The 25,850-nt window shown below is 63.6% G+C and carries 24 protein-coding genes and 1 tRNA gene; 13 read left to right on the forward strand and 12 right to left on the reverse strand.

Annotation, left to right across the window (positions count from 1 at the left end; translation table 11 throughout):
- Window positions 1-123 precede the first annotated feature (123 nt).
- The 12 genes from B058_RS17265 to B058_RS0108100 all read left to right on the forward strand — a co-directional run bounded on the left by B058_RS17265 (window position 124) and on the right by B058_RS0108100 (window position 14,452).
- Window positions 124-3,402, forward strand: a complete 3,279-nt coding sequence (locus tag B058_RS17265) for an EAL domain-containing protein (protein WP_018507961.1) — start codon at window positions 124-126, stop codon at window positions 3,400-3,402.
- Window positions 3,403-3,485: 83 nt separating this feature from the next.
- On the forward strand, window positions 3,486-3,755 hold the full coding sequence (locus B058_RS0108050) for a hypothetical protein (RefSeq protein WP_018507962.1): 270 nt from the start codon (window positions 3,486-3,488) through the stop codon (window positions 3,753-3,755).
- A complete protein-coding gene (locus B058_RS17270; protein ID WP_018507963.1) occupies window positions 3,752-4,075 on the forward strand; it encodes a hypothetical protein in 324 nt (107 codons plus the stop codon). Before B058_RS0108050 ends, B058_RS17270 begins: the two co-directional genes overlap by 4 nt.
- Before the next feature lie 229 nt (window positions 4,076-4,304).
- A complete protein-coding gene (locus B058_RS18550) occupies window positions 4,305-4,892 on the forward strand; it encodes a molybdopterin-binding domain-containing protein (protein WP_018507964.1) in 588 nt (195 codons plus the stop codon).
- A gap of 12 nt (window positions 4,893-4,904) precedes the next feature.
- Entirely contained in the window at window positions 4,905-7,376 is a 2,472-nt protein-coding gene (gene fdnG, locus B058_RS0108065; protein WP_081616758.1) for a formate dehydrogenase-N subunit alpha, read from the forward strand.
- Window positions 7,377-7,385: 9 nt separating this feature from the next.
- The gene (fdxH, locus tag B058_RS0108070) at window positions 7,386-8,261 is read left to right on the forward strand and encodes a formate dehydrogenase subunit beta (RefSeq protein ID WP_018507966.1); all 876 of its coding nucleotides are present in this window, start codon (window positions 7,386-7,388) and stop codon (window positions 8,259-8,261) included.
- A 42-nt stretch (window positions 8,262-8,303) separates the two neighbouring features.
- Window positions 8,304-8,921 carry a formate dehydrogenase subunit gamma gene (locus B058_RS0108075; protein WP_018507967.1) on the forward strand — a complete coding sequence of 206 codons (618 nt, stop codon included), beginning with the start codon at window positions 8,304-8,306 and terminating at the stop codon, window positions 8,919-8,921.
- A gap of 34 nt (window positions 8,922-8,955) precedes the next feature.
- Window positions 8,956-9,870 carry a formate dehydrogenase accessory protein FdhE gene (fdhE, locus tag B058_RS0108080; RefSeq protein ID WP_018507968.1) on the forward strand — a complete coding sequence of 305 codons (915 nt, stop codon included), beginning with the start codon at window positions 8,956-8,958 and terminating at the stop codon, window positions 9,868-9,870.
- A gap of 31 nt (window positions 9,871-9,901) precedes the next feature.
- The gene (selA, locus tag B058_RS0108085) at window positions 9,902-11,299 is read left to right on the forward strand and encodes an L-seryl-tRNA(Sec) selenium transferase (RefSeq protein WP_018507969.1); all 1,398 of its coding nucleotides are present in this window, start codon (window positions 9,902-9,904) and stop codon (window positions 11,297-11,299) included.
- Between the two features lie 25 nt (window positions 11,300-11,324).
- Window positions 11,325-12,422 (forward strand): transglutaminase-like domain-containing protein, encoded by a 1,098-nt coding sequence (locus B058_RS0108090; protein ID WP_018507970.1) that lies wholly within the window; start codon window positions 11,325-11,327, stop codon window positions 12,420-12,422.
- A complete protein-coding gene (selB, locus tag B058_RS0108095) occupies window positions 12,419-14,326 on the forward strand; it encodes a selenocysteine-specific translation elongation factor (protein ID WP_018507971.1) in 1,908 nt (635 codons plus the stop codon). The genes B058_RS0108090 and selB overlap by 4 nt, the downstream gene beginning before the upstream one ends.
- A gap of 30 nt (window positions 14,327-14,356) precedes the next feature.
- Window positions 14,357-14,452: transfer RNA gene (locus B058_RS0108100), tRNA-Sec, on the forward strand.
- A gap of 97 nt (window positions 14,453-14,549) precedes the next feature.
- Here B058_RS0108100 and B058_RS0108105 read toward each other — a convergent pair.
- The 12 genes from B058_RS0108105 to B058_RS0108165 all read right to left on the reverse strand — a co-directional run bounded on the left by B058_RS0108105 (window position 14,550) and on the right by B058_RS0108165 (window position 24,645).
- Entirely contained in the window at window positions 14,550-15,386 is an 837-nt protein-coding gene (locus tag B058_RS0108105) for a DUF1003 domain-containing protein (protein WP_026240748.1), read from the reverse strand.
- Between the two features lie 360 nt (window positions 15,387-15,746).
- On the reverse strand, window positions 15,747-17,273 hold the full coding sequence (locus B058_RS0108115) for a bifunctional aminoglycoside phosphotransferase/ATP-binding protein (RefSeq protein WP_157265686.1): 1,527 nt from the start codon (window positions 17,271-17,273) through the stop codon (window positions 15,747-15,749).
- 26 nt (window positions 17,274-17,299) lie between these two features.
- Complete coding sequence (locus B058_RS0108120; RefSeq protein WP_018507975.1) at window positions 17,300-17,605, reverse strand: HPF/RaiA family ribosome-associated protein; 306 nt, start codon at window positions 17,603-17,605, stop codon at window positions 17,300-17,302.
- 47 nt (window positions 17,606-17,652) lie between these two features.
- Window positions 17,653-18,051, reverse strand: coding sequence for a TraR/DksA family transcriptional regulator (locus B058_RS0108125; protein ID WP_018507976.1), 399 nt, complete (start codon window positions 18,049-18,051; stop codon window positions 17,653-17,655).
- Between the two features lie 63 nt (window positions 18,052-18,114).
- A complete protein-coding gene (locus tag B058_RS0108130; protein WP_018507977.1) occupies window positions 18,115-18,873 on the reverse strand; it encodes an N-formylglutamate amidohydrolase in 759 nt (252 codons plus the stop codon).
- Between the two features lie 4 nt (window positions 18,874-18,877).
- Complete coding sequence (locus B058_RS0108135; RefSeq protein ID WP_018507978.1) at window positions 18,878-20,113, reverse strand: carboxylate-amine ligase; 1,236 nt, start codon at window positions 20,111-20,113, stop codon at window positions 18,878-18,880.
- On the reverse strand, window positions 20,113-21,582 hold the full coding sequence (locus tag B058_RS0108140; protein WP_018507979.1) for a RimK family protein: 1,470 nt from the start codon (window positions 21,580-21,582) through the stop codon (window positions 20,113-20,115). Before B058_RS0108140 ends, B058_RS0108135 begins: the two co-directional genes overlap by 1 nt.
- Window positions 21,579-22,340, reverse strand: coding sequence for a cysteine peptidase family C39 domain-containing protein (locus B058_RS0108145; RefSeq protein ID WP_018507980.1), 762 nt, complete (start codon window positions 22,338-22,340; stop codon window positions 21,579-21,581). The genes B058_RS0108140 and B058_RS0108145 overlap by 4 nt, the downstream gene beginning before the upstream one ends.
- Before the next feature lie 31 nt (window positions 22,341-22,371).
- Window positions 22,372-22,866 (reverse strand): BCAM0308 family protein, encoded by a 495-nt coding sequence (locus B058_RS0108150; RefSeq protein ID WP_018507981.1) that lies wholly within the window; start codon window positions 22,864-22,866, stop codon window positions 22,372-22,374.
- A 34-nt stretch (window positions 22,867-22,900) separates the two neighbouring features.
- Window positions 22,901-23,797 carry a Gfo/Idh/MocA family oxidoreductase gene (locus B058_RS0108155; RefSeq protein WP_018507982.1) on the reverse strand — a complete coding sequence of 299 codons (897 nt, stop codon included), beginning with the start codon at window positions 23,795-23,797 and terminating at the stop codon, window positions 22,901-22,903.
- 158 nt (window positions 23,798-23,955) lie between these two features.
- Entirely contained in the window at window positions 23,956-24,117 is a 162-nt protein-coding gene (locus B058_RS17835; protein ID WP_157265689.1) for a hypothetical protein, read from the reverse strand.
- Window positions 24,118-24,144: 27 nt separating this feature from the next.
- The gene (locus B058_RS0108165; RefSeq protein WP_018507984.1) at window positions 24,145-24,645 is read right to left on the reverse strand and encodes a hypothetical protein; all 501 of its coding nucleotides are present in this window, start codon (window positions 24,643-24,645) and stop codon (window positions 24,145-24,147) included.
- Between the two features lie 150 nt (window positions 24,646-24,795).
- On the opposite strand from B058_RS0108165, the gene B058_RS0108170 reads away from it, so the two are divergent.
- Entirely contained in the window at window positions 24,796-25,848 is a 1,053-nt protein-coding gene (locus B058_RS0108170; protein ID WP_018507985.1) for a hypothetical protein, read from the forward strand.
- Window positions 25,849-25,850 lie beyond the last annotated feature (2 nt).

Below are 25,850 nucleotides of genomic sequence, written 5' to 3' on the forward strand. Positions count from 1 at the left end.
AAAACTCTGCATGATCGTATGGGAATACTGTAATTCGTACCGCCCGCCATGAATATTTTTGACGGTACACCTGACGGCATCTGTCGGTATGATGGCAACGTCACATAATCATCTTGGTCTGTCATGGCCCGTACTGCCATACCTCTTACCGATCGCCGTATCCGCCAGACGCGTCCAGCGGCCAAGCCGCTCAAGCTGGCAGACGGCGGTGGCATGTATCTGCTGCTGAATCCAGATGGCTCACGGTACTGGCGGCTGGATTACCGTTTTGGCGGGAAACGCAAGACCCTGGCTCTCGGGGTATACCCGGAGGTGACGCTGGGCGAGGCAAGGCGGCGCCGCTGTGCCGCCCGGGCGTTGCTGGCGGAAGGGCGTGATCCAGCCGCAGAGAGGAAGGCAGGCAAGGCCGGCAAACCACAACCCGACGGGAGCGAACAGGCCTATGCCCTGGCGCTCCTTGGCGAAGGTGTGTGGGACTGGGATTTGCGTAGCGGTCGGGTGCGGCACAACCCGCAGTGGGCGCGCCTGATGGGCCTGGATGAGCAGCAGTCGGAGCATACCTGGCAGGAGGCCATTGCCTGCCTGCAGGAGCAGGATCGGGCCGGTGTGATGACGGCGATCCGGGCCTGCCTCAATGGCAAGGCGGTGTTCGATCGCGAACATCGAATCCGGCACGCCGACGGTACCTTGATCTGGCTACATAACCGGGGCGAGGTTGTGGAACGCGATGCCGAGGACAACCCGCTGCGCATGGTGGGCAGCCTGCGCGAGGTGACCGAACAGCGGCGCGAGGCGCTGGTCATGCGGCAGCGCAATCTGTTGCTGCAGATCATCGCGGCGGTGAACGAAATGCTGATGGCGGAGCGGCCCGAGCACGAGCTGATGGCGCGCATCTGTCAGGAACTGGTGCGGGACGACCTGTTCCGCATGGCCTGGGTCGGTCTGGTGAACAAGGATGGCGTCACGGTCGATTCGGTGGCGGAGGCGGGCTTCGAGAATACGTATCTGCCCAAGGCGGAAATCCGCTGCGACGATTCTCCCCAGGGCCAGGGGCCCACCGGGACCGCCATCCGTCTGGGCATTACGGCGATCAACGACGACACCGAGACCAATCAACAGTTTGCGCCGTGGCGGGAACGTGCGCTCATCCATGGTTATCGATCTTCGGCTGCGACGCCGTTGCGGGCGTATGGACGGGTCATCGGCGCTCTGACGGTTTACAGCGAAGAGCCCCATGCGTTCGGCCCGGAAAAGGTGATCCTGCTGGAGAAGCTGGCTGCCGATCTCGGCGTGGCCATGGGCCATCGCGCGGCCTTGGCCGCATTGCGCGAGAGCGAAGAACGTTTCCGTCTGCTGCTGGACGCATCCCCCGAGGCGATTTTCGGGGTCGACAGCCAGGGCATCTGCACGTTCGTGAATCCGGCCTGTCTCGACATGCTGGGCTACACGCAGGCGGAAGTCCTTGGCAAGGGTATTCATGCCCTGATCCACCACAGCTATCCGGACGGGCGCCCCTATCCGAAGGAGCAATGTCACATTCGCAGTTCCACCCTGGAGGGCAAGCCCACCCATGTGGACAGCGAAGTGCACTGGCGCAAGGATGGCACCAGCTTCCCGGTCGAATACTGGTCCCATCCCATGTACCGCAACGGCCAGCTGGTGGGGGCAGTGGTCAACTTCATCGACATCAGCAAACGCAAGCGGATGGAGCAGGCGCTGCGCGAGAGCGAGGAGCGCTACCGCCTGATTTCCAGCGTGTCGACCGACCTGCTGTACTCCTGCATGCAGACGGCGGCAGGGGATCTGATCATCGACTGGGCGACGACTTCGGCGGATCAGGTCTTCGGTTATTCGCTGGATGAAATCATGGCCAAAGGTTGCTGGCGCCATCTCGTTCACCCGGATGATTTCGCCGAATTCGATCGCAATATTGCCCATCTCGCGCCGGGGCAGCGTAGCGAATGCGAGCTGCGCATCCTGGCAAAGGACGGCGCCATCCATTACATCCGCGCGTATACGCTGGCCGTGGAGGCGGAAGACGACAAGGTCGGGAACCGCCTGTACGGCGCCTGCCAGGATATTACCGAGCGCAGACAGGCGGAGGCGCGCATCGAATTTCTCGCCCATCACGATGTCCTTACCGGCCTGCCCAACCGCGTGCTGCTGCGCGACCGTTTCGAGCAGGCGCTGGCCAGGGCGCAACGGTCGCAGAGTCTGGTGGCGATGCTGTTCCTAGACCTCGACAATTTCAAGCGGGTGAACGATACCCTGGGACATGTTGCGGGCGACCAGCTCTTGCTGGAGGCCGTCAAGCGGCTGATGCACAGCACGCGCGACAGCGACACCATCAGCCGCCAGGGCGGGGACGAATTCATCCTGCTCCTCAACGAAATCCCGGACATGGAAACGGTGGAGCGCGTCGCGGCAGACATCCTCAGGTTGCTGGCCGAACCGGTGGAGATCAACGGACACGCGATGAACGCCTCCTGCAGTATCGGCATCGCCATGTATCCGCAGGATGGCAGCGACTTCGACAGCCTGTTGCAGAAGGCCGATACGGCCATGTACAACGCCAAGGATGCGGGCCGTAATACCTATCGCTTCTTCGACGACCGCATGAACCGGCAGGCCCGCGAGCACCTGATGCTGCAAAACCGTCTGCATCAGGCGCTCTACCGGGCCGAGCTGCTACTGCACTACCAGCCGCAACTGGACGCCGACAGCGGCAAGGTGACCGGCGTGGAGGCGCTGCTGCGCTGGCACAACCCGGAACTGGGCGACATATCGCCGGCCCGCTTCATTCCGGTGGCGGAAGACAGCGGTCTGATCGTGCCCATCGGCGCCTGGGTGATCGAACAGTCCTGCCGGCAGGCCCAGGCGTGGCGGCAGGCGGGATTGCCGGATATCACCATGTCGGTCAACCTGTCGGCCCTGCAGTTTCGCCGTGCCGGCCTGATCGAGACCGTGGCGGGCGCGCTGGCGCGCAGCGGGTTGTCGCCGCAGCTGCTGGAGCTGGAGCTGACCGAATCCATCCTGCTGCAGGATGTGGAGAACACCCTGGACACGGTTCGGCAGTTGAAAGCCCTGGGCATCCGGCTGGCGATCGACGACTTCGGCACGGGCTATTCCTCGCTCAGCTATCTCAAGCGTTTTGCCGTCGACCGGCTCAAGATCGACCAGTCTTTCGTGCGCGACATCCACACCGACCCGGATGATGCCGCCATCGTCAGCGCCATCATCCAACTGGCGCGCAGCCTGCGGCTGGGCATCATTGCCGAAGGCGTGGAAACGGCGGAGCAACTGGCGTTCCTGCGCGAGGCCGGGTGCAGCGAAGTGCAAGGCTACCTGTTCAGCCGGCCGCTGGCACCGGCGGCGATGGATGCGTTCCTGCGCATGCCCTGACGTGTCCCGGCGCCATTTCCCCTTCACGTGGGGCGTTGGCAGTTCTATGCTGAAAGGATGTCGAATGTCGCGAGTCTCTGTTCATGAGTCACAAGCACGAGAATTTGTTGCGGACGATTTTCGAAGGACCGGTCAGCGGCAACGTTCATTGGCGCGAGGTGGAAGCGATGCTGGCGCATCTGGGTGCCAACGTGGAACCGCACCATGGTGCGAGCTTCCGTGTGGTGCTGAACGGCGTGGAAGGTTTCCTGCACCGCCCGCACAACAGCAATACCTGCAGCAAACAGGAGTTGCGGCATGTGCGCGATTATCTGGTGTCGGCAGGCGTGGAACTGCCGCAGGGCAAGGCATGAGCGTCGCCCTGCGTAATGGCCTGGTATCCGCCGTGCTGGCCACGGCCCTCGGCCTGATGCCCGTCTCCGCACTCGCCCAGCAGGATGGCACCGTCAGCGGCGACAAGACCACCGACATGGTGGTGGACGCGGTAATCATGCGGCCATTGGGACTGGCGGCCACGGTGGTTGGGACGGTGCTGACCGTGGTGGCATTGCCTTTCACCATCCCCAGTGGCAGCGTGGAAACGTCGGCACGGCAACTGATCCTCCGACCGGCGGACTATACGTTCAAGCGGCCGCTGGGCGATTTCAGCGACAGCGGCGAGGACGGGCACTAGCGTCCGACTGCCGCCCCGCAATCGGATCAGGTTGCATTTCACCGCGGGACCGGTGCCGAACATCTCGAGACCAAAGGGGCTCCACGCCGCCAGACACGTGGGAAGCGGATTCCTGTCCATCGCTGGAACGTTTTTTATGGCGGCGATCGATAAATAATATTTGTAAGGGGATATTTTGTTTCTATAGTTTTTCCATGCGTGCCTGAATTCACGAGAATGGAGGACCGAGATGCAAGTGACCCGGAGACAGTTTTTCAAGATATGCGCAGCGGGGGTCGGCAGCTCCAGCCTCGTTGCGTTGGGATTCGCGCCTGGCGAGGCCCTGGCGGAGGTGAGGGCATTCAAGCTGGCACGCACCACCGAAACCCGCAACACCTGCCCCTATTGCTCGGTAGGTTGCGGCCTTTTGATCTACAGCCTGGGCGACAAGGCCAAAAACGCACCCGGCGAAATCATGCATATCGAAGGCGACCCGGATCATCCGGTGAACCGCGGTACGCTCTGCCCGAAAGGGGCGGGTCTGCTGGATTTCGTACACAGCCCGGGCCGGCTCAAGCAGCCCGAATACCGTGCGCCCGGCAGCAAGGAATGGACGCCCATTTCCTGGGATGACGCCTTCACACGTATCGCCAAGCTGATGAAGGACGACCGCGACAAGAACTTCATCGCCAAGAACGACAAGGGTGAAACGGTGAATCGCTGGGTGTCCACCGGCATGCTCGCCGCCTCCGCTTCCAGCAACGAAACCGGCTACCTGACGCAGAAGATCGCGCGCAGCCTGGGGATGCTCGCATTCGATAACCAGGCGCGTGTCTGACACGGTCCGACGGTGGCAAGTCTTGCCCCGACGTTTGGCCGCGGTGCGATGACCAACCATTGGGTTGACATCAAGAACACGGATCTGGTTTTGATCATGGGCGGCAATGCTGCCGAGGCACACCCATGCGGCTTCAAATGGGTGACCGAAGCGAAGGCGCATCGCAAGGCCAGGCTGATCGTGGTCGATCCGCGTTTCACGCGCTCGGCCGCGGTGTCGGATTATTACGCGCCGATCCGTGCCGGCACGGATATCGCCTTCCTCGGCGGGGTCATCAACTATCTGCTGAGCAACGACAAGATCCATCACGAATACGTGAAGACCTACACCGATTTCAGTTTCCTGGTGAAGGACGAATTCGCGTTCAATGACGGCCTCTACTCCGGCTATAACCCGGAGAAACGCAGCTACGACAAGTCCACCTGGGGCTACCAGGTGGGCGCCGACGGCTATGTCGTCACCGACCCGACGCTGCAAAACCCCCGCTGCGTATATCAGATGATGAAAGCGCACTACGCACGCTACACGCCGGACGTGGTGTCGTCCATCTGCGGCACCCCCAAGGAGGCCTTCCTCAAGGTGTGCGAGATGATCGCCGGGACCGCCACGCCCAACAAGACCATGACCATCATGTACGCCCTGGGCTGGACGCAGCACTCTCAGGGCTCGCAGAACATCCGTACAGGCGCGATGGTGCAATTGCTGCTGGGGAACATCGGCGTGGCGGGCGGCGGCATGAACGCGCTGCGTGGTCACTCCAACATCCAGGGACTGACCGATCTGGGGTTGCTGTCCAACCTGCTCCCGGGTTACATGAGCTTGCCCAATGATGCCGAGCAGGACTACAAGGCCTACGTCGAGAAGCGTGCCTCCAAGCCGCTGCGCCCGGGCCAGCTCTCCTACTGGCAGAACTACAACAAGTTCTTCGTCAGCAACATGAAGGCGTGGTGGGGCGACGCCGCCACAGCGGAAAACAACTGGTGCTACGACTGGCTTCCCAAGCTCGACAAGGGCTACGACCTGCTGCAGGTGTTCGAGAACATGAATCAGGGCAAGGTCAACGGCTACATCTGCCAGGGCTTCAACCCGCTGGCCTCGGCACCCTGCAAGGTGAAAGTGTCCGGCTCACTCGCCAAGCTCAAATATCTGGTGATCATCGACCCGCTGGCCACCGAGACCTCGGAGTTCTGGCAGAACCACGGCGAATACAACGACGTGGACCCGGCCAAGATCCAGACCGAGGTGTTCCGCCTGCCTTCCACCTGCTTCGCGGAAGAAGACGGTTCGCTGGTCAGTTCCAGCCGTGTGCTGCAGTGGCACTGGAAGGCTGCGGAACCGCCGGGCGATGCCAAGGGCGATCAGGAAATCATGGCTGGCATCTTCCTCAGGTTGCGCGACCTGTACAAGAAGGGCGGCGGCGCCTTCCCCGATCCCATCCTCAACTTGACCTGGAAGCATCGCCAGCCCGAGTCGCCGTCACCCGAGGAACTGGCCAGGGAATTCTCCGGCAAGGCGCTGAAGGATGTCACCGACCCGAAGGATCCGGCCAAGGTCCTGGTGAAGGCCGGCGAGCAGTTGAACGGCTTCGCCGAATTGCGCGACGACGGCTCCACTTCCTGCGGCTGCTGGATCTTCTCCGGTGCCTGGTCGGAGAAGGGCAACCTCATGGCGCGGCGCGACAACAGCGATCCCTATGGCATCGGGCAGACGCTGAACTGGGCTTTCGCCTGGCCGGCCAACCGGCGTGTGCTGTACAACCGCGCCTCGTGCGACCCGAGTGGCAAGCCTTACGATCCGACGCGCAAGCTGATTGCCTGGGATGCCGCCAGCGGCAAGTGGGGGGGCGCCGACATTCCGGACTTCAAGCCGGACTCTCCGCCGGAAGACGGGATGAATCCCTTCATCATGAATCCGGAAGGCGTGGCGCGCTTCTTCGCGGTGGGCCTGATGGCGGAGGGCCCCTTCCCCGAGCACTACGAGCCGATGGAATCGCCGTTGGCGAACAATCCGATGCATCCGAAGAACGAGATGGCACGGGCAAACCCTGCCGCGCGGGTGTTCAAGGAGGATTGGGCAAGCTTCGGCAAGCCGGACCAGTTCCCCTATGTGGGCACCACTTATCGGCTCACCGAACATTTCCACTTCTGGACCAAGCACGCTCGGCTCAACGCCATTATCCAGCCGGAGCAGTTCGTGGAAATCGGCGAGGACCTGGCCAAGGAGAAGGGCATCAAGGATGGCGATCATGTCCGGGTAAGGTCCAAGCGCGGTTTCATCGTCGCAGTGGCGGTGGTGACCAAGCGCGTGCGTACGCTCGACGTCGAGGGCCGGAAAGTACATACCGTGGGCATGCCGATTCACTGGGGGTTCATGGGGCTGACCAAGAATGGCTATATCACCAACACGCTCACACCCTTCGTGGGCGATGCCAACACCCAGACGCCGGAATTCAAGGCGTTCCTCGTGAACATCGAGAAGGTTTAGGAGGCGGCCATGGCACTGCAATCACTCGACATCAAGGCCCGGTCCGCCACCACCACCCCTTCGCCCAATGTGCGCATCGAGGGAGCGGGCCCTGTTGCAAAATTGATCGACATCTCGAAATGCATCGGCTGCAAGGCGTGCCAGGTGGCATGCATGGAATGGAACGACCTGCGCGACGAGGTCGGCACCAACGTCGGCGTCTACGACAATCCTCGCGACCTCACGGATCAATCGTGGACCGTGATGCGCTTCTCCGAGGTGGAGGTGGAACAGGGCCGGCTGGAATGGCTGATCCGCAAGGACGGCTGCATGCATTGCGCCGACCCGGGCTGCCTGAAGGCCTGTCCGTCGCCGGGTGCGATCGTCCAGTACTCGAATGGCATCGTGGATTTCCACGAGGAAAACTGCATTGGCTGCGGCTATTGCATCACCGGCTGCCCCTTCAATATTCCGCGCATTTCGAAGAAGGACAACAAGGCGTACAAATGCACGCTCTGTTCCGACCGCGTGGGGGTAGGGCTGGAGCCGGCCTGCGTGAAGACCTGCCCGACCGGGGCAATCGTGTTCGGCTCCAAGGTTGACATGATTCACCATGCCGAGGGCCGCATCACCGATCTCAAGGAGCGCGGCTACAGCAATGCGGCGCTATACGATCCCAAGGGGGTCGGCGGAACGCACGTGATGTATGTGTTGCAACACGGAGACAAGCCCGAGTTGTACGCGAATCTGCCCAAGGATCCGAATATCAGCCCGTTGGTCAGCCTATGGAAGGGTGTGACCAAGCCGCTCATGAGTCTTGGCCTGGGCTTGGCTGTCTTTGCCGGTTTCTTCCATTACGTGACGGCAGGTCCCAAGGAGGTGGAGGAAGAAGAAAAGACGGATTGAATCGTCCGCTTCCCTTCACTTTTCCGACCTCAAGGAGCGATCATGAGCAAGCCTATACAACGCTACACCGCCCGGGAACGCAGCAACCACTGGATCGTGGCCATCGCCTTCGTCCTGGCCGGCCTGTCGGGGCTGGCGCTGTTCCATCCGGCCTTTTTCTTCCTGACGAATCTGTTTGGCGGCGGTCCCTGGACCCGCATCCTGCACCCCTTCATCGGCGTGGTGATGTTCCTGTTTTTCATGGCAATGGCGGCGAGATTCTGGCGGCTAAACCATTTCACGGCCGCCGATCGTCAGTGGATGGCGCGCATCGGGGATGTCATCAGGAACCGCGACCGGGGATTGCCTGAAATCGGCAAGTACAACGCCGGACAGAAGTATCTGTTCTGGACTATGGTGGTGAGTATTCCCCTGTTACTGCTGTCGGGTATCGTGGTCTGGCAACCCTGGTTTGCGCCGTATTTCCCCATCTGGCTATTGCGCATTGCCGTGGTCGTCCATGCGCTGGCTGCCTGGATCATGATTCTCGGCATTATCGTGCATGTCTATGCGGCCATCTGGGTCAAGGGCTCGGTTCGCGCCATGACGCGCGGCACGGTTTCCGAAGCCTGGGCCAAACATCATCATCGCGCCTGGTATCGCGAGATGACCGGCAAGTGATTGCAATGCATGACAAGGAAGGATTGATGCGCGCATGACGACCACACTCCTGCAGCCCGGCGAAATCGAAGCCGCGGCCGGCGACATTCCCGAATTGCGGTTGCCGCCTGCTGATCTGTTTCTCACGCGTGCGCACCGGCTGGATCAGCTCGCCGAGGGCCATACCCTCGGCGACTATCTGCGTTTTGTCGCGCGTCTCGCCCGCGCTCAGCAGGCGGCGCTGGACGCCGGCCCGGCGGGAGAGCCGCCTGCGGCCGACAGGCTTGCGCAGTGCCGCGAGTATCAGATGCCGCCGCTGGCGCCTGCCGGCCTCGGCCTGCCGGCGGGCTGGCGCGATACGGCCCGACACCTGGCCCAGGCGGTCAAATCGGGTTTGCCGGCGCCAGGCCAGGCGGTACTGGAATCGATTCCGGACAGCGAAGATGCCTGGCTGGATGCGCAGGCCACGCGACTGATCGAGGGGAATACACAAGACCTCGACGCCGCCATCGCGCCGGTAATCGGCGCCGCCCTGCAAGTGCACTGGACTCACCTTGCGCGCCAGCTCCATCCCGGGCACGTGGCGCGACCCGAGCATCCCAATCTGTGCCCCGTATGCGGCTCGCATCCGGTCAGTTCGGTAGTGCGCATCGGCGGGGCCGCGAATGGCCTGCGTTATCTGTATTGTGTGCTGTGCAGTTCGGAATGGCATGTGGTCCGAGCCAAATGCAGCAACTGCGACAACACCCGCGGCATCGCCTACTATCATCTGGAAGGGAAGGAGCGGATCGTACAGGCCGAAAGCTGCCCGGCGTGCCAGACCTATCTGAAAGTCGTCCAGCAGGAGAAAGATCCGCTGGCCGACCCGGTGGCCGATGACCTCGCCACCCTGACGCTGGACCTGCTCATGGACGAGGCGGGCTTCGCCCGCAGCGGAATCAACTGGTATCTGATCCACGGCCTGACCTGACTGCTCACTCACCGACAAGGGATTGTCTATCGTGCATAGCGCCCCCCATCCGCCCTCGATCGATCGCGTCCTCAACTGGACGGCCGTTTCCCCACTGATTGCCGAATACGGTCGCGAGCCCGTGCTTGCCGGCGTGCGCAGCGTACTCGACCGCACACGCCAGGCAGCGCGCAGCGGCGACCGGGTCGATTACACCGAGCCTGCAGTGACGGCCCAACTTGCCGCGCATTTGTCGCAGCACAATGCATCCCGCCTGAAACGGGTATTCAATCTCACCGGAACGGTGCTGCATACCAACCTGGGGCGCGCACCGCTGCCGGAAGAGGCGGTAGAGGCGCTGCTGCTGGCGGCCCGCCATCCCTGTGCGCTGGAATACGACCTCGAAACCGGTGGCCGCGGCGACCGCGACGACGTCGTCGAGTCGGTGCTGTGCGAGCTCACCGGGGCCGAGGCGGCCACCGTGGTGAACAACAATGCAGCGGCGGTATTCCTGCAGCTCAACACGCTTGCCATGCGCAAGCAGGTGATCGTGTCGCGTGGCGAACTGGTGGAAATCGGCGGGGCCTTCCGGGTGCCGGACATCATGAGTCGTGCGGGCGCCAAGCTGGTCGAGGTGGGCACCACCAATCGCACGCACCTGCGCGACTTCGAGGGTGCCATCGGCCCGCGCAGCGCCATGTTGATGAAGGTGCACGCCAGCAACTATGCCATCCAGGGGTTTACCGCCAGCGTGCCGGAGACGGAGCTGGCGCAGCTTGCGCATGCCCACGAACTGCCGTTCGTGATCGACTTGGGCAGCGGCATGCTCGTCGATCTGGCGCGCTTCGGCCTGCCGCACGAACCGACGCCGCAGGAGTCGATTGCAGCCGGGGCCGATCTGGTCAGTTTCAGCGGCGACAAATTGCTGGGCGGGCCGCAGGCCGGCATCCTGGTGGGCCGCCGCGCGCTGATCCAGCGCATCAAGAAGAACCCGCTCAAGCGCGCGCTGCGCGTTGGCAAGCTGACGCTGGCGGCGCTCGAGGCGGTTCTGCGCCTGTATCGCGATCCCGACCGTCTGGGCGATCGGCTCACGACCTTGCATATGCTCACCCGACCGCCGGACGATATCCAGAGTCAGGCCGAACGTCTGCTGCCGCGCATGCAACAGGCGCTTGCCAACTGGCCGGCGAGCGTGTCTGCCGAGCCGGCCCTGTCGCAGATCGGCAGCGGTTCGCTACCGATCGACCGCCTGCCGAGCCATGCGCTGGTCGTGCGGCCTTGCACCCGGAAAAGCGGCGTACTGCACGAGATCGAAGCGGCGCTGCGCGGCCTGCCCGTACCGGTGATCGGCCGTATCGCCGACGGTGCCTTGCGTCTGGATGTGCGTTGTCTGTCTGCGACAGACGAAGCGGATTTCATCGGCCAACTCGCGAAGCTGGCCGCCTGCTGATCACGTGAGAGAGAAGGAACAGTGCATGCAACGACGCGATTTCCTGATGACCTCCGCTGCACTGGCTGCAGGGTCGGCATGGCCTGCCAGCCAGACCATGACGGAATTCGATCCGTCGCCAGAGGATGGCTGGCGAACGTTTGAAGTGACACACCGGGTGGAAGTGCTCAAGCCGCAGGGTGCAACCCGTGTCTGGTTGCCGCTTCCCTCCATGCAGGAACAGGACTGGATCCGGCCCATGGGCAATCTATGGCAAGGCGATGCCGACCGCGCGCACCTGCTGCGCGACCAGGAGCGTGGCGTCGATATGTTCTATGGCGAATGGGCGCCGGAGAAGAAGCCGGTACTGGAAGTGACCAGCCGATTCGCCACGCGCGACCGTGCCATCGATCTGACCCGCGCCGGACAGGCGGTCCCGCTGTCTGCTTCGATGCACCGCCGCTATACCCGGGCCACGAAGCTGCTGCCCACCGACGGCATCGTCAGGAAGACTGCACTCGACATCACCCGCGGTGCGAAAACCGACCAGGACAAGGCGCGGGCCATATACGAGTGGGTGGTCGACAACACGGCGCGTAATCCGAAGACCCGCGGCTGCGGACTCGGTGATATCCGCTTCATGCTGGAAACCGGCGACCTGACGGGAAAATGCGCCGACCTCAATTCCCTTTACGTCGGCCTTGCACGGGGCGCCGGCCTGCCGGCACGTGATGTCTACGGCATCCGCGTGGCGGACTCGCGCTTCGGCTACAAGAGCCTGGGCAAGAGCGGCGACATCAGCAAGGCCCAGCACTGCCGTGCCGAGGTATGGCTCTCCGGACACGGCTGGGTGCCGGTCGATCCCGCTGACGTGCGCAAGGTGATGCTGGAGGAACCGCCCGGCGGCCGCAGCCTCACCGACGAAATGGTGGTTGACGTGAGGAAGCGCCTGTTCGGCGCCTGGGAGATGAACTGGCTGGCCTACAACACCGCGCACGACCTGCCGCTGCCAGGATCGCGCGACGTCACGCTGCCTTTCCTCATGTATCCGCAGGCCGAAACCGCCGACGGCATGCTGGACAGCCTGGACGCGTCGAGCTTCAGCTACCGCATCACCTCCAAGGAAATCACGGCGCCATCATGATCGTCGGTACAGCCGGGCACATCGATCACGGCAAGACGACGCTGGTGCACGCGCTCACCGGCGTCGACACCGACCGGCTCGCCGCCGAGAAGCTGCGCGGAATTTCCATCGAGCTGGGTTACGCCTACCAGCCCTTGCCCGGCGGCGGGGTGCTGGGTTTCGTCGACGTACCCGGTCATGAGCGTTTCATTCACACCATGCTCGCCGGTGCGGCGGGGATCGATTTTGCCCTGCTGGTCGTGGCAGCGGACGACGGCGTGATGCCGCAAACGCGCGAGCATCTCAACATCCTCCACCTGCTCGGCATCGAACACGGCGCCGTGGCGCTGACCAAGATCGACCGGGTCGCGCCCGGGCGCCTGACCGAAGTCAAGCGCGATCTGCATCAACTACTGGCCGAAACGGCGCTCGCAAACATACCTATATTTCCGGTTGCCGCACCGGACGGACAGGGTATCGATGCCCTGCGCACGCATCTGCACGAAGCCGCGCAGGCCATGCCTTCGACGACAGCCGACGGCGGATTCCGGCTTGCGGTCGACCGCAGCTTCACCTTGAAAGGTGCGGGCACCATTGTCACCGGTACGGTATTCGCCGGCAGCATCCAGGTGGGCGACGATTTGGTGGTGACGCCATCCGGTCGGCCGGTTCGCCTGCGTAGCCTGCATGTGATGAACCGCCCGGCGCAGTGGGGGCAAGCGGGAGAGCGTTGTGCCCTGAACCTTCACGGCGTGGGCAAGGACGAGATTGCGCGTGGCGACTGGATCGTGGCACCGCGCCTGCACGCGCCGACCGCACGGTTCGACGTGCGGCTGACGCTGTCGCTGCAGGCGCCAACGGCCCTCGTGCACTGGGCGCCGGTCCATCTGCACCTGGGTGCGGCCCATGTCATGGCGCGCGTGGCGCTGCTGGAAGGCGAGAGCCTGTCTCCGGGCGGCAGTGCGTTGGCGCAGCTGGTCACGGACCGTCCGCTCGGCACACTCCATGGCGACCGTTTCATCCTGCGCGACGCCGATGCCCGCCACACGATCGGCGGCGGCAAGGTGCTCGATCCCGATGCGCCCGCACGCAAGCGCAAGACGCCGCTGCGGCTGGCGGAACTCGCCGCGCTGGATCTCGCCGACACTTCGCAACGGCTGTATCAGTTGCTCAGTCTCCGCGGACTCGACCTTGACAGGCTCGCCATCCACTGGAACGTCAAGGACCCGGCTGTGCACCTGCCGATCGACAGCACGCTGGTGCGTGCCGGTCATGCCACCTGGGCGTTTTCCGCCGCGCACTGGACAAGCCTGCAAGACAAGCTGAGCACCGGTCTCGCGGCGTTTCACGAACGTTTCCCTGACGAGCTGGGTCCCGATGCCACGCGTGCCAGGCGCATGTTCCTGCCGGCACTGCCGGCCGCCGCGTTCGCCGCGTTGACGGACGCATTGTTGACGGCGGGCGTTTTGCAGCGCAGCGGCCCCTGGCTGCATGTGCCGACACACAGCATTGCGCTTAGCCGTGAGGAGGATGCGCTCTATCAGCGCATCCTTCCCTGGCTGGAAGAAGGAGCCTTCGACCCGCCCTGGGTGCGCGATCTGGCCCGACGCGCGGGGCGCGACGAGGTGTCGATGCGGTGTCTGCTGCAAAAGCAGGCGCGCCAGGGAAAGCTGTATCAAGTGGTGCGCGATCTGTTCTATCTGCCCGAAAGCGTGGCGCAACTGGCGGCCCTGGTGCAGGAACTGGAGCACATGAGCGGCGAGACGCGTGCTGCCGAATTCCGCGATCGCAGCGGCCTGAGCCGCAAGCGCGCGGTGCAGGTGCTGGAATTTTTCGACAGGGTGGGCTACACACGTCGCGTGCGCGAAGCGCACCGATTGCGCAATGCCGATCTGTTCGGCAGGATGATGGATCATGCTGCTTGAAGCGATCGACTGGAGAATCGAGTTTCAATTGGAAGGGAAGCGTGCCTGGTGGTGCGGCCGGACTTCAAATTCGGTTGGGGGTGTCAGTCGCTCCCGGGTGGGTTCGACTCCCACTTCCTTCCGCCACAATTCCGGGTACCCGCTACCCTTTAGCCTTGAACCGGGCCGGAAGGATTTGGCCGGGATCTGACGACCCCATTCAGCCTATTCGGCGTCTTCGGCGTCATGATGCCTTGGGCGTGCGGACCATTTCCCCGACATCGTCGATCTTGTCATGCAACATGTTGATTCTGTGGGCGAGCCACTGGATTTCGGCATGCGCCCTGCGGTTGACGTCGAAATCGAGTTCGCTCCGCAGGCGATCTTTTTTGTCCTGACGGTTCTGGCTCATCATGATGATAGGGGCCTGTATTGCGGCAAGCATCGAAAGAAAAAGGTTGAGCAGGATGAAAGGGTAGGGGTCCCATGCCTTGCTGCCCAGCTCGACGTTGATGGCGGAGTACACGGCGAGTATCACGGCAAACGCCATGATGAACGTCCACGAGCCACCGAAGGATGCCACGACGTCGGCGACCCGTTCGCCCAGCGTCTCGGCCTCTTCGATCACATCATTCGGGTTGCGTGCGGCACGGAGACGGACAAGTCTTTCCGCGGCATGGAACTGCTTGCCCATGACGGTCATCAGGTCCAGGCCGGCGTCCGGTTTCTTCCTCAGGAGAACGGTGATGTCATGGAGATCCACTTCGATGCATTCAGTTTCTTCGACGGCCGTGGCTTCAGTCTGGTGCGGCGTCTGCGCCAGCATCGAGGCGAAGCCGAATACGTCGCCATGGCTGGGCATGTCGAGAAGCACGACCTGGTTGTCCTCGTCGATGGTCGTGACCTCGACGGAACCCGAGACCATGATGAACGCGCGTTCGCTCAGGTCGCCGATCTTGAAGATCCGCTGGCGCGGCGTGAATTTGCGCAGTTCGACCTGACTGGCGAGGACGGCGAGCTCTTCGTCGTCGAGCAAGGAAAACAGTGGGACTTCTTTAAGGACAACGACGCTACAGGCCATGGTTTTCCCCCGTATTGCAAACACTGGGCCTCCCGCTTCGGCAGGCCGGAATGGACGACAATTTGCCGGCAGTTTAAGAGGGATCGGGTCTGAAGAAGTTCCTTTTTTTCAGAGGTGGAGGATGCTGCCAAACAACGGCATCATTCAAAAACGCAGATGGACGCATTCCATCTGCCGATTGGCTCCGGACTCAGGCGCCTTGCCCATTCGCCGGCGTATGCTCCGTGTCTGCCGTTTTTTGTGCGCGGCGCTGCGGTGGCCTTGGATGTCGTCGTCGGCGATGTGCTGTTCATCCTGGCACACGCTTGGCAACATGACTGGCGCGCGTTTAGTGTCGCCGGCAAACCCGCGTTTGAATCATTAAGCCTCAATTGGCACAACTTGCTCGTCCGGCCCCAGCGGTTCCTGGGTGTCGAGCTGATGCTGCAGCACGGACAGGTCGGCCTCCGACGCATCGCCGCCCGCGCGAGCGCGCTCGACGATGCGCTCACGCAGGGTGGCGACGGGCACCGGAAAATCGAGAATATGAAATGCGGTGCCGCGCGATTGCGCTGTCTCGCGCAGCAGGTCGCGCTGCCAGCGGGCAATGAAGGTGGCGTCGACGATGACGGGCCAGCCGGCATCCAGGAGCGCGCCGGACAGTCGGGCGAGATACGCGTAGGTGCGTTGGGTGGCATCGGCGCCGTAGAGCTGCTGTCCGATGCCTGATCCGCTGTGGGCCATGGCGTCGAGCCCGGCGAGGCGCTTGCGTTCTACATCGGAGCGCAAGCGGATCGCGCCGGGGGCCTGCATCAGTTTGCGGGTGGCGGTGGTCTTCCCCGATCCAGACAGGCCGTGCGTGATATCGAGCCGGGCGGGCAGGGGGTGCGTCAGTGTCGTCGCCAGATGCAATAGCGTGCGCATCTCGGCGAACGCGGCATCGCGTTCGGGGTCCGCGGTCTGGGCGGTGCGGATGGAGGCAATCTTGGCGCGCACGAGTGCACGATAGACGGTGTAATAGCACAGCAGGGGGAGCCCGGCATAGTCGCCGGTCTGCTCCAGCCAGGTATTGAGGAACAGCCAGGCCCACTCGGCATGGCCGCGCTGCAGCAGGTCCATGTAGCAGAACGCGACCTCGGACTGGATATCGATCCAGCGTAACTCGGGGTTGAATTCGATGCAGTCGAACACGAGCAGCCGGCCGTCGACCCAGGCGAGGTTGCCCAGATGCAGGTCGCCGTGGCATTCGCGCACGAAGCCGTCGACCTTGCGGGTCTCCATCAGCGGGGCGAGCCGGGCGTGCTCGGTCTCGCTCCAGCGGCGCAGGGCGTCGAGTTGCGCGTGGTCGGCCGGGTTGTCGAGGTGGGCCGCGATCTGGGCGAAGTTCTGGGCCACCGGGTTCCAGATGGCGTCCGGACTGCCCCATGGACTGCCTTGTCCGGCTCGTGCGCAGCCTTCCGTATGGAAGCGGGCGAGGATGGTGGCGATGGCTTCGACGTGTTGTGCCGACATTCGACCTGCCGCATCGAACCGGTCGAGCGTAGCGTCGGGCGGGAACTGGCGCATCTTCACGGCGTACTCGAATGTCTCGCCGCTGCCGTTGAGGTGCGGGGCGGCCGGTGTGCCGGTGATGGGGACGACGTCGAGATAGATGTCGGGCGCGAGCCGCCGGTTGAGCTGAACTTCGTCGCAGCAGGCGTGCAGGCGCTTGCCGAGGCTGCTGAAATCGAGGAAGCCGAGATCCAGCGGCTTCTTGATCTTGTAGGCGAACGCGCCCGTGAGCAGAACGTAGGAGATATGCGTTTCGATCACCTGCACCGGGCCGGCGGGGTGATCGTAGCAGGCCGGATCGTGCAGGCTCCGGATCAGTTCGGCCAATTTCGGCATCGATCCCGACGGGGCGTTCATGTTTGCGCGTCCGGGAGCGGGGCAGTTCACAACTGCCGCGCGTAGTCTTCCAGTTGCCGCTTGGCGGCGTCGAAGGCGTCGCGCAGCGCGATGTAGACATCCTCGTTGGCCTGTTTGTCGACCACGATTTCCGAGCCGGGTACGCCGAGGTCGATGCGGACGTTGAAGAGCTTGCCCTGCTGGTGATGCTTGGCGGGCTGTTCGATCACGACGCGGCAGCTGATGATGTCGGCAAAGACCTGTTCGAGTTTCTGTGCCTTCTCGCGGATGTGGGTGTCGAGGGCTTCGGAAGAAGGGATGTCGCGGAAGGTGATTTGAAGCGGGGTTTTCATGATGGCTCCGTTGGATTGGGGTGAAGGCAGGCCAGCCCTGCTTCCGGTTACATTTTTGGGTGGCCTTCCTGCGCGTAGTGCTTTTCGCGCTGCTCCTGGCAGACGATGCAGCGCTTGGCGGTGGGATAGGCCTGCAGGCGGGTGAAGCCGACCTCATCCCCGCAGTCGATGCAGACGCCGTATTCGCCGTTCTTGATGCGCTGCAACGCGGCTTCGATGTCCCGCATTCCATCAATATGGCGATCCAGAATCGTGAGGTTGAAATCCGCCAGCGCATTCGCCATCGACTCGTCGCCGGCGTCACCCGGCTCGCTGTTGAGCAGGTCGATGCGATGCTGGTTGCCCGAGTTTTCCAGTTCGTCGCGCACTTCACGCAAGAGCGCCTGGTAATCCGCTTTCAGTTTTCGGGTCAGCTGTTCAAGCTGGGGGTGAGTAAGTGCGGCCATCGAACCTCCTGCGCATATTGTGATTGGATCAGAACCTGCCTTTAATCTAAGGATAGCAATATCCTATTTAAAAGGCGACCGGATTTCGTGGCATGCATGCGTCCCGGCGCCTTGGCATTCGAGCGTGGCGGCGTGAAAAGTCTCGACCACGATATTCTGCGTCGCGCGCCAACGACGCGCGCCAGGCAATACATGCTTCTGATTGATTTCCAGTTCGATCCCGACATACAGGTCGGGCGGGAACCGGCGGCGCAGGAAAGCGGTGAAGCCGTCCGACCTGCCCGTATAGGGGTAATTGCGGCGCACCTTCAATTCGGGGGCCTGTGACTTCAGCCGGGCCTGCCAGCGGTGGCACAGTTCGGCCTCGCCGGCGCGCGCCGGATCGTAGAGCAGGCCGATATCGGCATTGCGGGCCACGCCGTCGAGCACCGGCGTGAAGCTATGGGAGGCGAGGTGGATCACCCGGCTGCCGCGCGCGATCGCTGCGGCGACCTGTGCTTCGACAGCGGACCGGTAGGGCAGGTAGACCCTGTCCAGGATTTCGCGGCGGACAGTGGCGGGCGCATCCCGGGTGGCCTCGGAATACAGCTTCGGATGGCCGATCGAGCGGTTGAGGTCGATCAGCAGGCGGCTGGTGGTGGAGACGAACAGGGGGGCGTCCAGCATCCAGGCCAGTTTCCGGGCCACGGCCAGCGCGCCGGGGTCGTATCCGCGGTGGCTGTGCAGCAGGGCCTCGAGGCCCGCAAACAGGGCGCGGTAGCGCGGCGGTATGCGGTTGCCGCCATGCTCGCAGGTGATCAGGATGTGGTCTGTGTGCGCCATGGCTTCAGTCCACGAACATCCGGCCCGTTTCCAGGCAGTCGCATAGCGCGCGGTAGACCGCCTGCAGATGCGCTTTCGACGCGTCCGTCCCGATCGCCCGCAGAATGCGGCGGGCCAGCGGCCCCTGTTCCAGGATCACGCGCAACGGATCGTGCCAGGGGCCGCCATGATCCGGCAAGGTCGTTTCGACGAGGTGCTGCCATAGCGCACCGGCCTGGCATGAACGGCCGGGAAAGCCCAGCAGCCGCAGATAGCCGGCATCGTCGATCGTGGCCGCTTCGGCGTCGCGGATGCAGGCGGACAGGATTTGCGCCAGGGCATCCGTGCCTAAAGCCTGCTGCGTGGCGAGCGGCGACCATTTGCCGTCGTAGAGCGCCCGAATGGCGGCCGTGGCGGCGGCGGCGATGGCAAGGTCGGCTAGCGGACATTCCTGCACGTCGATCACACGGATCTCAAGGGCGTTGCGCTCGAAGCGCGGGATCGCCGCGCGGGCGTTGAGCCATTCGTGCCGCAGCACGCCCGCGGGATCGAGCGGCGCGATGTCGCGGTACATCGGCGCCAAAACCTGCGCCTCGTAGTCGGCGCGGCAGGTAGTGGTGTCCGGGGTCACCTGGCCGATCACCGAGGGGACGCGCGTGACGGCCGTGCTGTAGGCCGCCATGCGGGTATCCAGATAGCCGCTCGCCGTGCCGTCGATGATGGGCGAGCTCGCGGCGAGCGCCGGCAGGATGGGCAGCAGCAGCCGCACGGCGGCATGCAGCCGGGCGAACTCGTCATCGCCGGCGAAGGGCAGGTTGAGGTGCATGCTTTGCAGGTTGGCCTGGCCGTGCTGCCGGCAGCCGAAGACGCGGTCGTAGGCCTGGTAGATGGGGGCGTGGTCGTGGGGCCACAGGCGCGTGTCGGCGGCGGGGTTCATCCATGGATGCATGCCGGCCGGCATGAGCCGGGCACCGAGGGGCGCCAGTAGCCGGTCGATGACGCCGACCTCGGCCTGGAATCCTGCGGCAAGGGGTTCGAGCGCGGGCTCGGGGCGGATGTTCTTCAGCTCGACGAGATGCAGCACGATCTCGTTGGACCAGCCGAAGCGTCCGCGATCGACCTCCAGGCCATTGCTTCCCGAGGCTACCCGCAGCAGGGCGTCGGCGATCGGCATGACCGATAGCGTCTGGCGATCCACGATCATGTATTCCAGCTCGATGCCGTAGCCCGCAAAGGCGTGCAGCGCAGGGGGCGCACGCATCAGGCGCTCACCCGCTTGCGCGCTTCGATGCGGCGAACGAACGAGCCCATGATCTCGCGGTAGAGCGCATCCTTCAGCACACCGTCCTCGTTGCCGGCATCGACGTTGGGATTGTCGTTGACCTCGATGATGTAGCAGCGGTTGCCCACCTGCTTGATGTCGACGCCATAGAGGCCGTCGCCGATCAGGTTGGCCGCCTTGAGCGCGATCTTCACCACCTCTTCCGGCGCTTCGGCCACCGCCACGGCCTCGACCGGGCCTTCCTCGTAGCCCGTGCACCCTGCCTCGCGTCGAACGATCTGCCAGTGCCCGGCGGCCATGAAGTACTTGCACACGAACAGCGGCCGCCGGTCGAGGATGCCGACGCGCCAGTCGAATTCGGTGGGGAGGAATTCCTGGGCGACGATGAGCTCGGATTTCTGCAGCAGCGCGGTGACCTGTTCGAACAATTCCTGCTCCGACTCCACCTTGGCCACGCCGAGCGAGAACGAGCTGTCCGGCTGCTTGAGCACGCACGGCAGCCCGAGGTTGGGGATGATCTGTTCGACGTTGTCGCGGTGCACCATCAGCGTCCGCGGCGCAGGAATGTGGTGTCGGGTGAGCAGCTCGGCGAGATAGACCTTGTTGTTGCACTTGAGGATGGAGTCCGGATCGTCGATGACCACCAGGCCTTCCGCGGTTGCCCGCCGCGAGAAGCGGTAGGTGTAGTGATTGGCGAAGGTGGTGTCGCGGATGAACAAGGCGTCGAACTCCGGCAGCCGGGCAAGATCGGTACGGGTGATGAATTCCACGTCGAGTCCGACGCCCTCTGCGGCCTTCTCGAATTTCTGCAGGGCACGCGCGTTGGAAGGCGATTCCGGATTCTCGGGGTCGTGCAGGATGGCGAGGTCGAAACGCGGCGCACGACGCTTGTGCGTGCGCCGCCGGTGTCCCATGAAATACGCGGTGGCGGCCTCCACCACGAAATCCTGATGATGCGGCGGGATGTCGCTGGTGGCGATGGCGCGCACGCTGTGCAGGCGCCAATGCTCGCGGTGACGCTCGAAATGCGCGCGCAACAGGGGCGCTTGCAGCAGGCTGAAAAGCCGGTGGCTCAAGGCATCGTGGCGGATCGCCACGTTGCGGCCGAAGTAGATGCTGAGCTCGAATGCGTCCGACTTGATGGGCGCGAGCGACTTCTGCACCAAGTCGTCGAGATTCTCGGTGAGCAGTCGCACCAGGTTCTGCGATTGCAGGTCCTCCATCGTGCTCACCCGGGGCAGCGGCTTGTGGCCACGCGCCTCGGCCAGCAGGGAGACGTAGTAGCCCAGGCTTTGATAGCGATAGGAGCGGCACAGGTTGAAGGCCTTGACCGAACGCCCCTCGCCATAGGCGGGGTCGGTCAGATAGGCGCGCGCCGACACGACGCTCACGCCGGGGATGTCGAGCGGCCAGTCGTCCGGGTTGTCGACGACGATGAGGATGCTCACAGATCGTCCCGGGGCGCCGCCCGCGGCGGATAGACCAGCAGCAGGTTGGCGTCGTGGGTCACGATGCCGAGCAGCACCGCGCCGATGAGGCGATCGATGTTGACCCAGTATTCGTGCGACGGGCTGTAGGGGTGGCGCCAGTAGGGGTCGGCCACCAGCACGCTGCGCTTCTTGCGGTCGTAGCCTGCGAGCACGACGAAGTGGCCGGCCGGCAGGCCGCGAATGTCGTCAGGCAGGTCGTCCGGTCCATATTCCCGCGCCGCGCGATACAGGTAGGTGGAACTGAGGCCGGTGATGATGGGCAGGTTGCGACGCAGCAGGCCGCGGATCAGGGGACGCGAGAGATCGGTCAGGCGCAGGCGTCCGCCCAGGCGCAGGAATTCCAGGTAGCCCTCGGTGACGCGTTGCAGCCGGGCATCCTGCTTCTTCTCCCCCTGCTGCCGCTGCAGGCGCTCGGCGATGTCGACTCCGGGCACAAACCAGGTGGGATCGAACACGGTCAGGTTGTAGGTGTAGAGGGTGGCCTGGTAGCCCTGGCGCAGGGCATCGCAGGCCAGAAAGATGGCGAAGGTGCCGCCGTGCTCCAGTTTGCGGGTGCGGGCAATCACGTCCGCAAGCGGAACGTCCGTACCCCAGTAATTGTAGACGGCCTGCAGGCAGGTGGGACCGCAGGTCGTCTCGTCCGGCTGCGGCAGCATCGTGAGCGGCAGGCGCAGCGTGATGGGATGCATGAAACGGTTCTCCCCAAGAAACGTCATGGGCCTGTCGGGTAGACGGGGCGGCGCCGGCCTAGCGCGTCCACACCACGCGCAACAGGTTCTCCTGCTCGTTGTAGTGGTATTCCAGTTCGCCCTGGTAGGCGTGATGCAGCGCTTCGCCGATGCCGCGGGCGAGATGGATGTCGGTGGTGGTAATCAGGAGGCCGTCATCCTCGTCCTCGATTTTCATGATCCGCTTCAATGGATGCTCGGCCTTGGCGTGCGCTTCTTCGTTTCTGGCCAGGTGCAGCAACTCCTCGCGGTGATCCTTGAAGAACGGGCCGTTCACGCTCACATACCCGGCCGGGTAGTCGTCATGGATGCGGTGGCATGCCGGGCACATCTCCTCGTGGGCCTGAACGGGTTTCACCAGCCATTGCCAGCGGCCATCGTGGAATACGGCACCGCATTGCGGGCAAACCGTGGGTTCCGGCAGCTTGTGCTTGGCCTTGTAGGCGTCGTGCCGGGTTTCCTGGACCAGACGATCGCGGCGGACGGGGTGGAAGTCTGTGAATCGGGATTTCATGTTGTGCTCCTTCAGTGATGACAAAAAGATCTGCTTACATCCACTCTTTTTCCGCGGCTGGGCGCTGTTCGCCCCACAGCGCGCCGGGCGGCAGATCGAGCAGGGAATAGGCGCCCGCCTGCAACGACGGCAATGCGCGCGCGGCGGCCAGCATCATCCGCGCAGCCAGTCCCGCCTCGTCGTAGCGGGCTTCCAGCAGGAAGGAGGCATGGCCGGCTTCGCCAGCTGCAGCGCGGCGTTCCAGCACCACGCCACGGTTGGTCTCTTCCAGCGCGGCAATACTGGGTACCGAGAACACCCGCGTCTCCTCATCGCAAAAGAGGGGATCGTTGATGAGGGCGTTCTCCACCTCGGTTGCATTGGCCGACGGCTCCAGTTCGACATAGACATAGCGCTGACGGCGGCCTTCAGGGGACTGAAGCTCTGTCGCCAGCGCCTGTTTCACCCCCTTGATGCCTGCCGCGGCCAAGGTGTGGTGCAGGCTGGTCCCAATGTGCAGGCTGGTTTCCGTATGACCGCGCGGCGCCAGCTGCGCGAACTGGCTGCGGAAGAGGGAGAGGGCGCCGGGATCGCAGCCCGCGCCGACGATGGCGGGTAGCTTGTGGCGCAGTGCGTCACGATGGATTTCCGCCTTGTGGCCCAGGAAGGATTCGCCGTGAAGGCGGGCGCATTCGACCACGGGAATGCGGCTTTGCAGCAGGGCTTGCGCAACGCCCATGACTGCATCGACCGGAACGCAGATGAGTGCGGCATCCACGTAGTCGAGTTCGCTGACATGGGTTACGGAAGGGGCTTTCAGCCAAGCTTCCTCTGCACGCTCAGGTCGCCGTACCACGCCTGCCAGTTCAGCAGTCCGATCGGCAGCGATGGCCTCGGCGCATTTGCGCCCCAGGCGCCCCAACCCGATGATGGCAAGCCGAATTTTTTTCATGTTGTTACGCCGGCAGGATGGACGCGGTCCGTATGTAAAAAACACTTTTATTATTCATGTTAGTTAGTAGGCATGAAACGCGCTACGCGAATCACCGCGCGGTTTCAACAGCCCCCAGCGGCAATCGAGAGGCAACGCCTACCCCGCCGTTGTGCCGGCTAGGCCTTGTGTTCCAGTGCAATCCCGGCCATCTCGACGGCCACGCCCAGAGCAAGCACCAGCAGCCCTGCCCATATTTCGGGCGCCAAGGCCATCAATACGCCACCCAGCACCACCAAAGCTGCTGCCAGTACGCGTCTTGTTCGCCGCTTTCTCAACACGCAGAGGTTCCTCCATTCCTGACCGGGCTACTCGTAGCACAGAACTTTTTCGGCGGACATGTCGGCGCCGAATCGCTCGATCAGCGACTCGATCTCCGGCAACAGCGTATCGTCTTCGTCGTCTTCCAGTGCGCCGTCGCCCACCAGCCTGGCGCCCAGCCCCGCCAGGAGGGCGTCCCGGACGGTCGCAAGCGTAGGCGGATTTTCGCGGTTCTCGTCGTTGACCACCGATTCGATCGCGCGCGAGAGCGGTTCGCTGGCGTTGGCCTGCGCGAAATCGACGGCCAGTGCGGCGGCGCCGAACGCCTCGATGAGCGCGTCCAGTTCGTCGAGGAGCGATTCGCTGACGTCGAAGTGATGCATGCGCTCGGCCTCGTTGAAATCGGCTGGCAGCAGGTCGCCGAGAAAGCAACGCACCGCCATGAGCGTGACGGGCTGCTCGCACTCCGGATTCTTGATCCGGCTATTGAGCAACGCCGACAGATGCGGGCTGACGCGACTGGCGACAGCGATGGAATTACGGGTCATGGCTTTTCCTGTTTGTCTGCGGGGCAAAAGGCAGGATCATGAATTTTTCAACCCCGCTGCCTATATCAATGTATAGCAGATGGTTTTCCGGTCTCGCGCCATGCAGTGAATGTGATGCATGATTGAATCAAGGACATCCAGCCGAAGGCGATGAACACCAGCCACCCCCAGCACGTTTCGGCCCGGCCTGACGAGGTTGCTTCCCTCGAGGCCAAGCTCGCTCTCCTCGGACAGCCGGACACCTATCCGGAGGCGACCGCGCGGGTGGACGCGGTGGAGACCCACATGTCCTGGGTTTTTCTCACCGACACCCATGCTTACAAGCTGAAGAAGCCGGTGCGCTATCCCTATCTCGACTTCAGCACGGTCGAGGCGCGGCGCCTGGACTGCGAACGGGAGGCGAGGCTCAACCGCCGCCTGGCGCCCGAGGTCTACCTTGGAACGGTGCCGCTGGTACTCGATGCGGCAGGGTGCCTGCATCTGGGCGGGGAAGGGGAGACAGTGGACTGGCTGGTGCGGATGCGGCGGCTGCCGGCGGATCGCATGCTCGATCATCTGCTTCGCAGCGGGACGGTCACGCAGCCCGAAATCACCCGGCTGGCCCGTCGGCTGGCCCGCTTCTACGCTACGGCCGCGGTGGAGTCGATCACGCCCGTGGCCTATCGGCAGAGCCTCGCTGCGTGGATCGGGGACAATCTGCGCGAACTGGCCAGCCCGGAATTCGGCTTCGATCCGGACGTGGGGGAGGCGCTGGCCCACTCCCAGTTAGGTTTCCTGCAAGACCACGCCGACCTGTTCGATGCTCGCGTGCGGCAGGGCCACATCGTCGAGGGCCATGGCGACCTGCGGCCGGAGCATGTGTGCCTGCTGCCCGAGCCAGCTGTTATCGATTGCCTGGAGTTCAACCGCACGTACCGTATCCTTGATCCGGCCGACGAACTGGGCTATCTGGCGCTCGAATGCGAGCGGTTGCATGCCTCGCAGGTGGGGCGCTGGCTGCTGGAGGCGTATCGCGAAGCGAGCAGCGATGCGCCTCCCGATGCCCTGATCCACTTCTATCAGAGCTGCCGGGCGGTGCTACGCGCCAAACTCGCGCTGTGGCACCTGCGGGACGATGGGCGGCATCCGCCGGACAGATGGATCGAAACGGCCCGGGACTATCTCGAATCGGCACGGCGGCATGCCGCCCAGACGCAAAGCTGAGG

Source organism: Thiobacillus thioparus DSM 505 (assembly GCF_000373385.1).
GTDB classification, from domain to species: Bacteria; Pseudomonadota; Gammaproteobacteria; order Burkholderiales; family Thiobacillaceae; genus Thiobacillus; species Thiobacillus thioparus.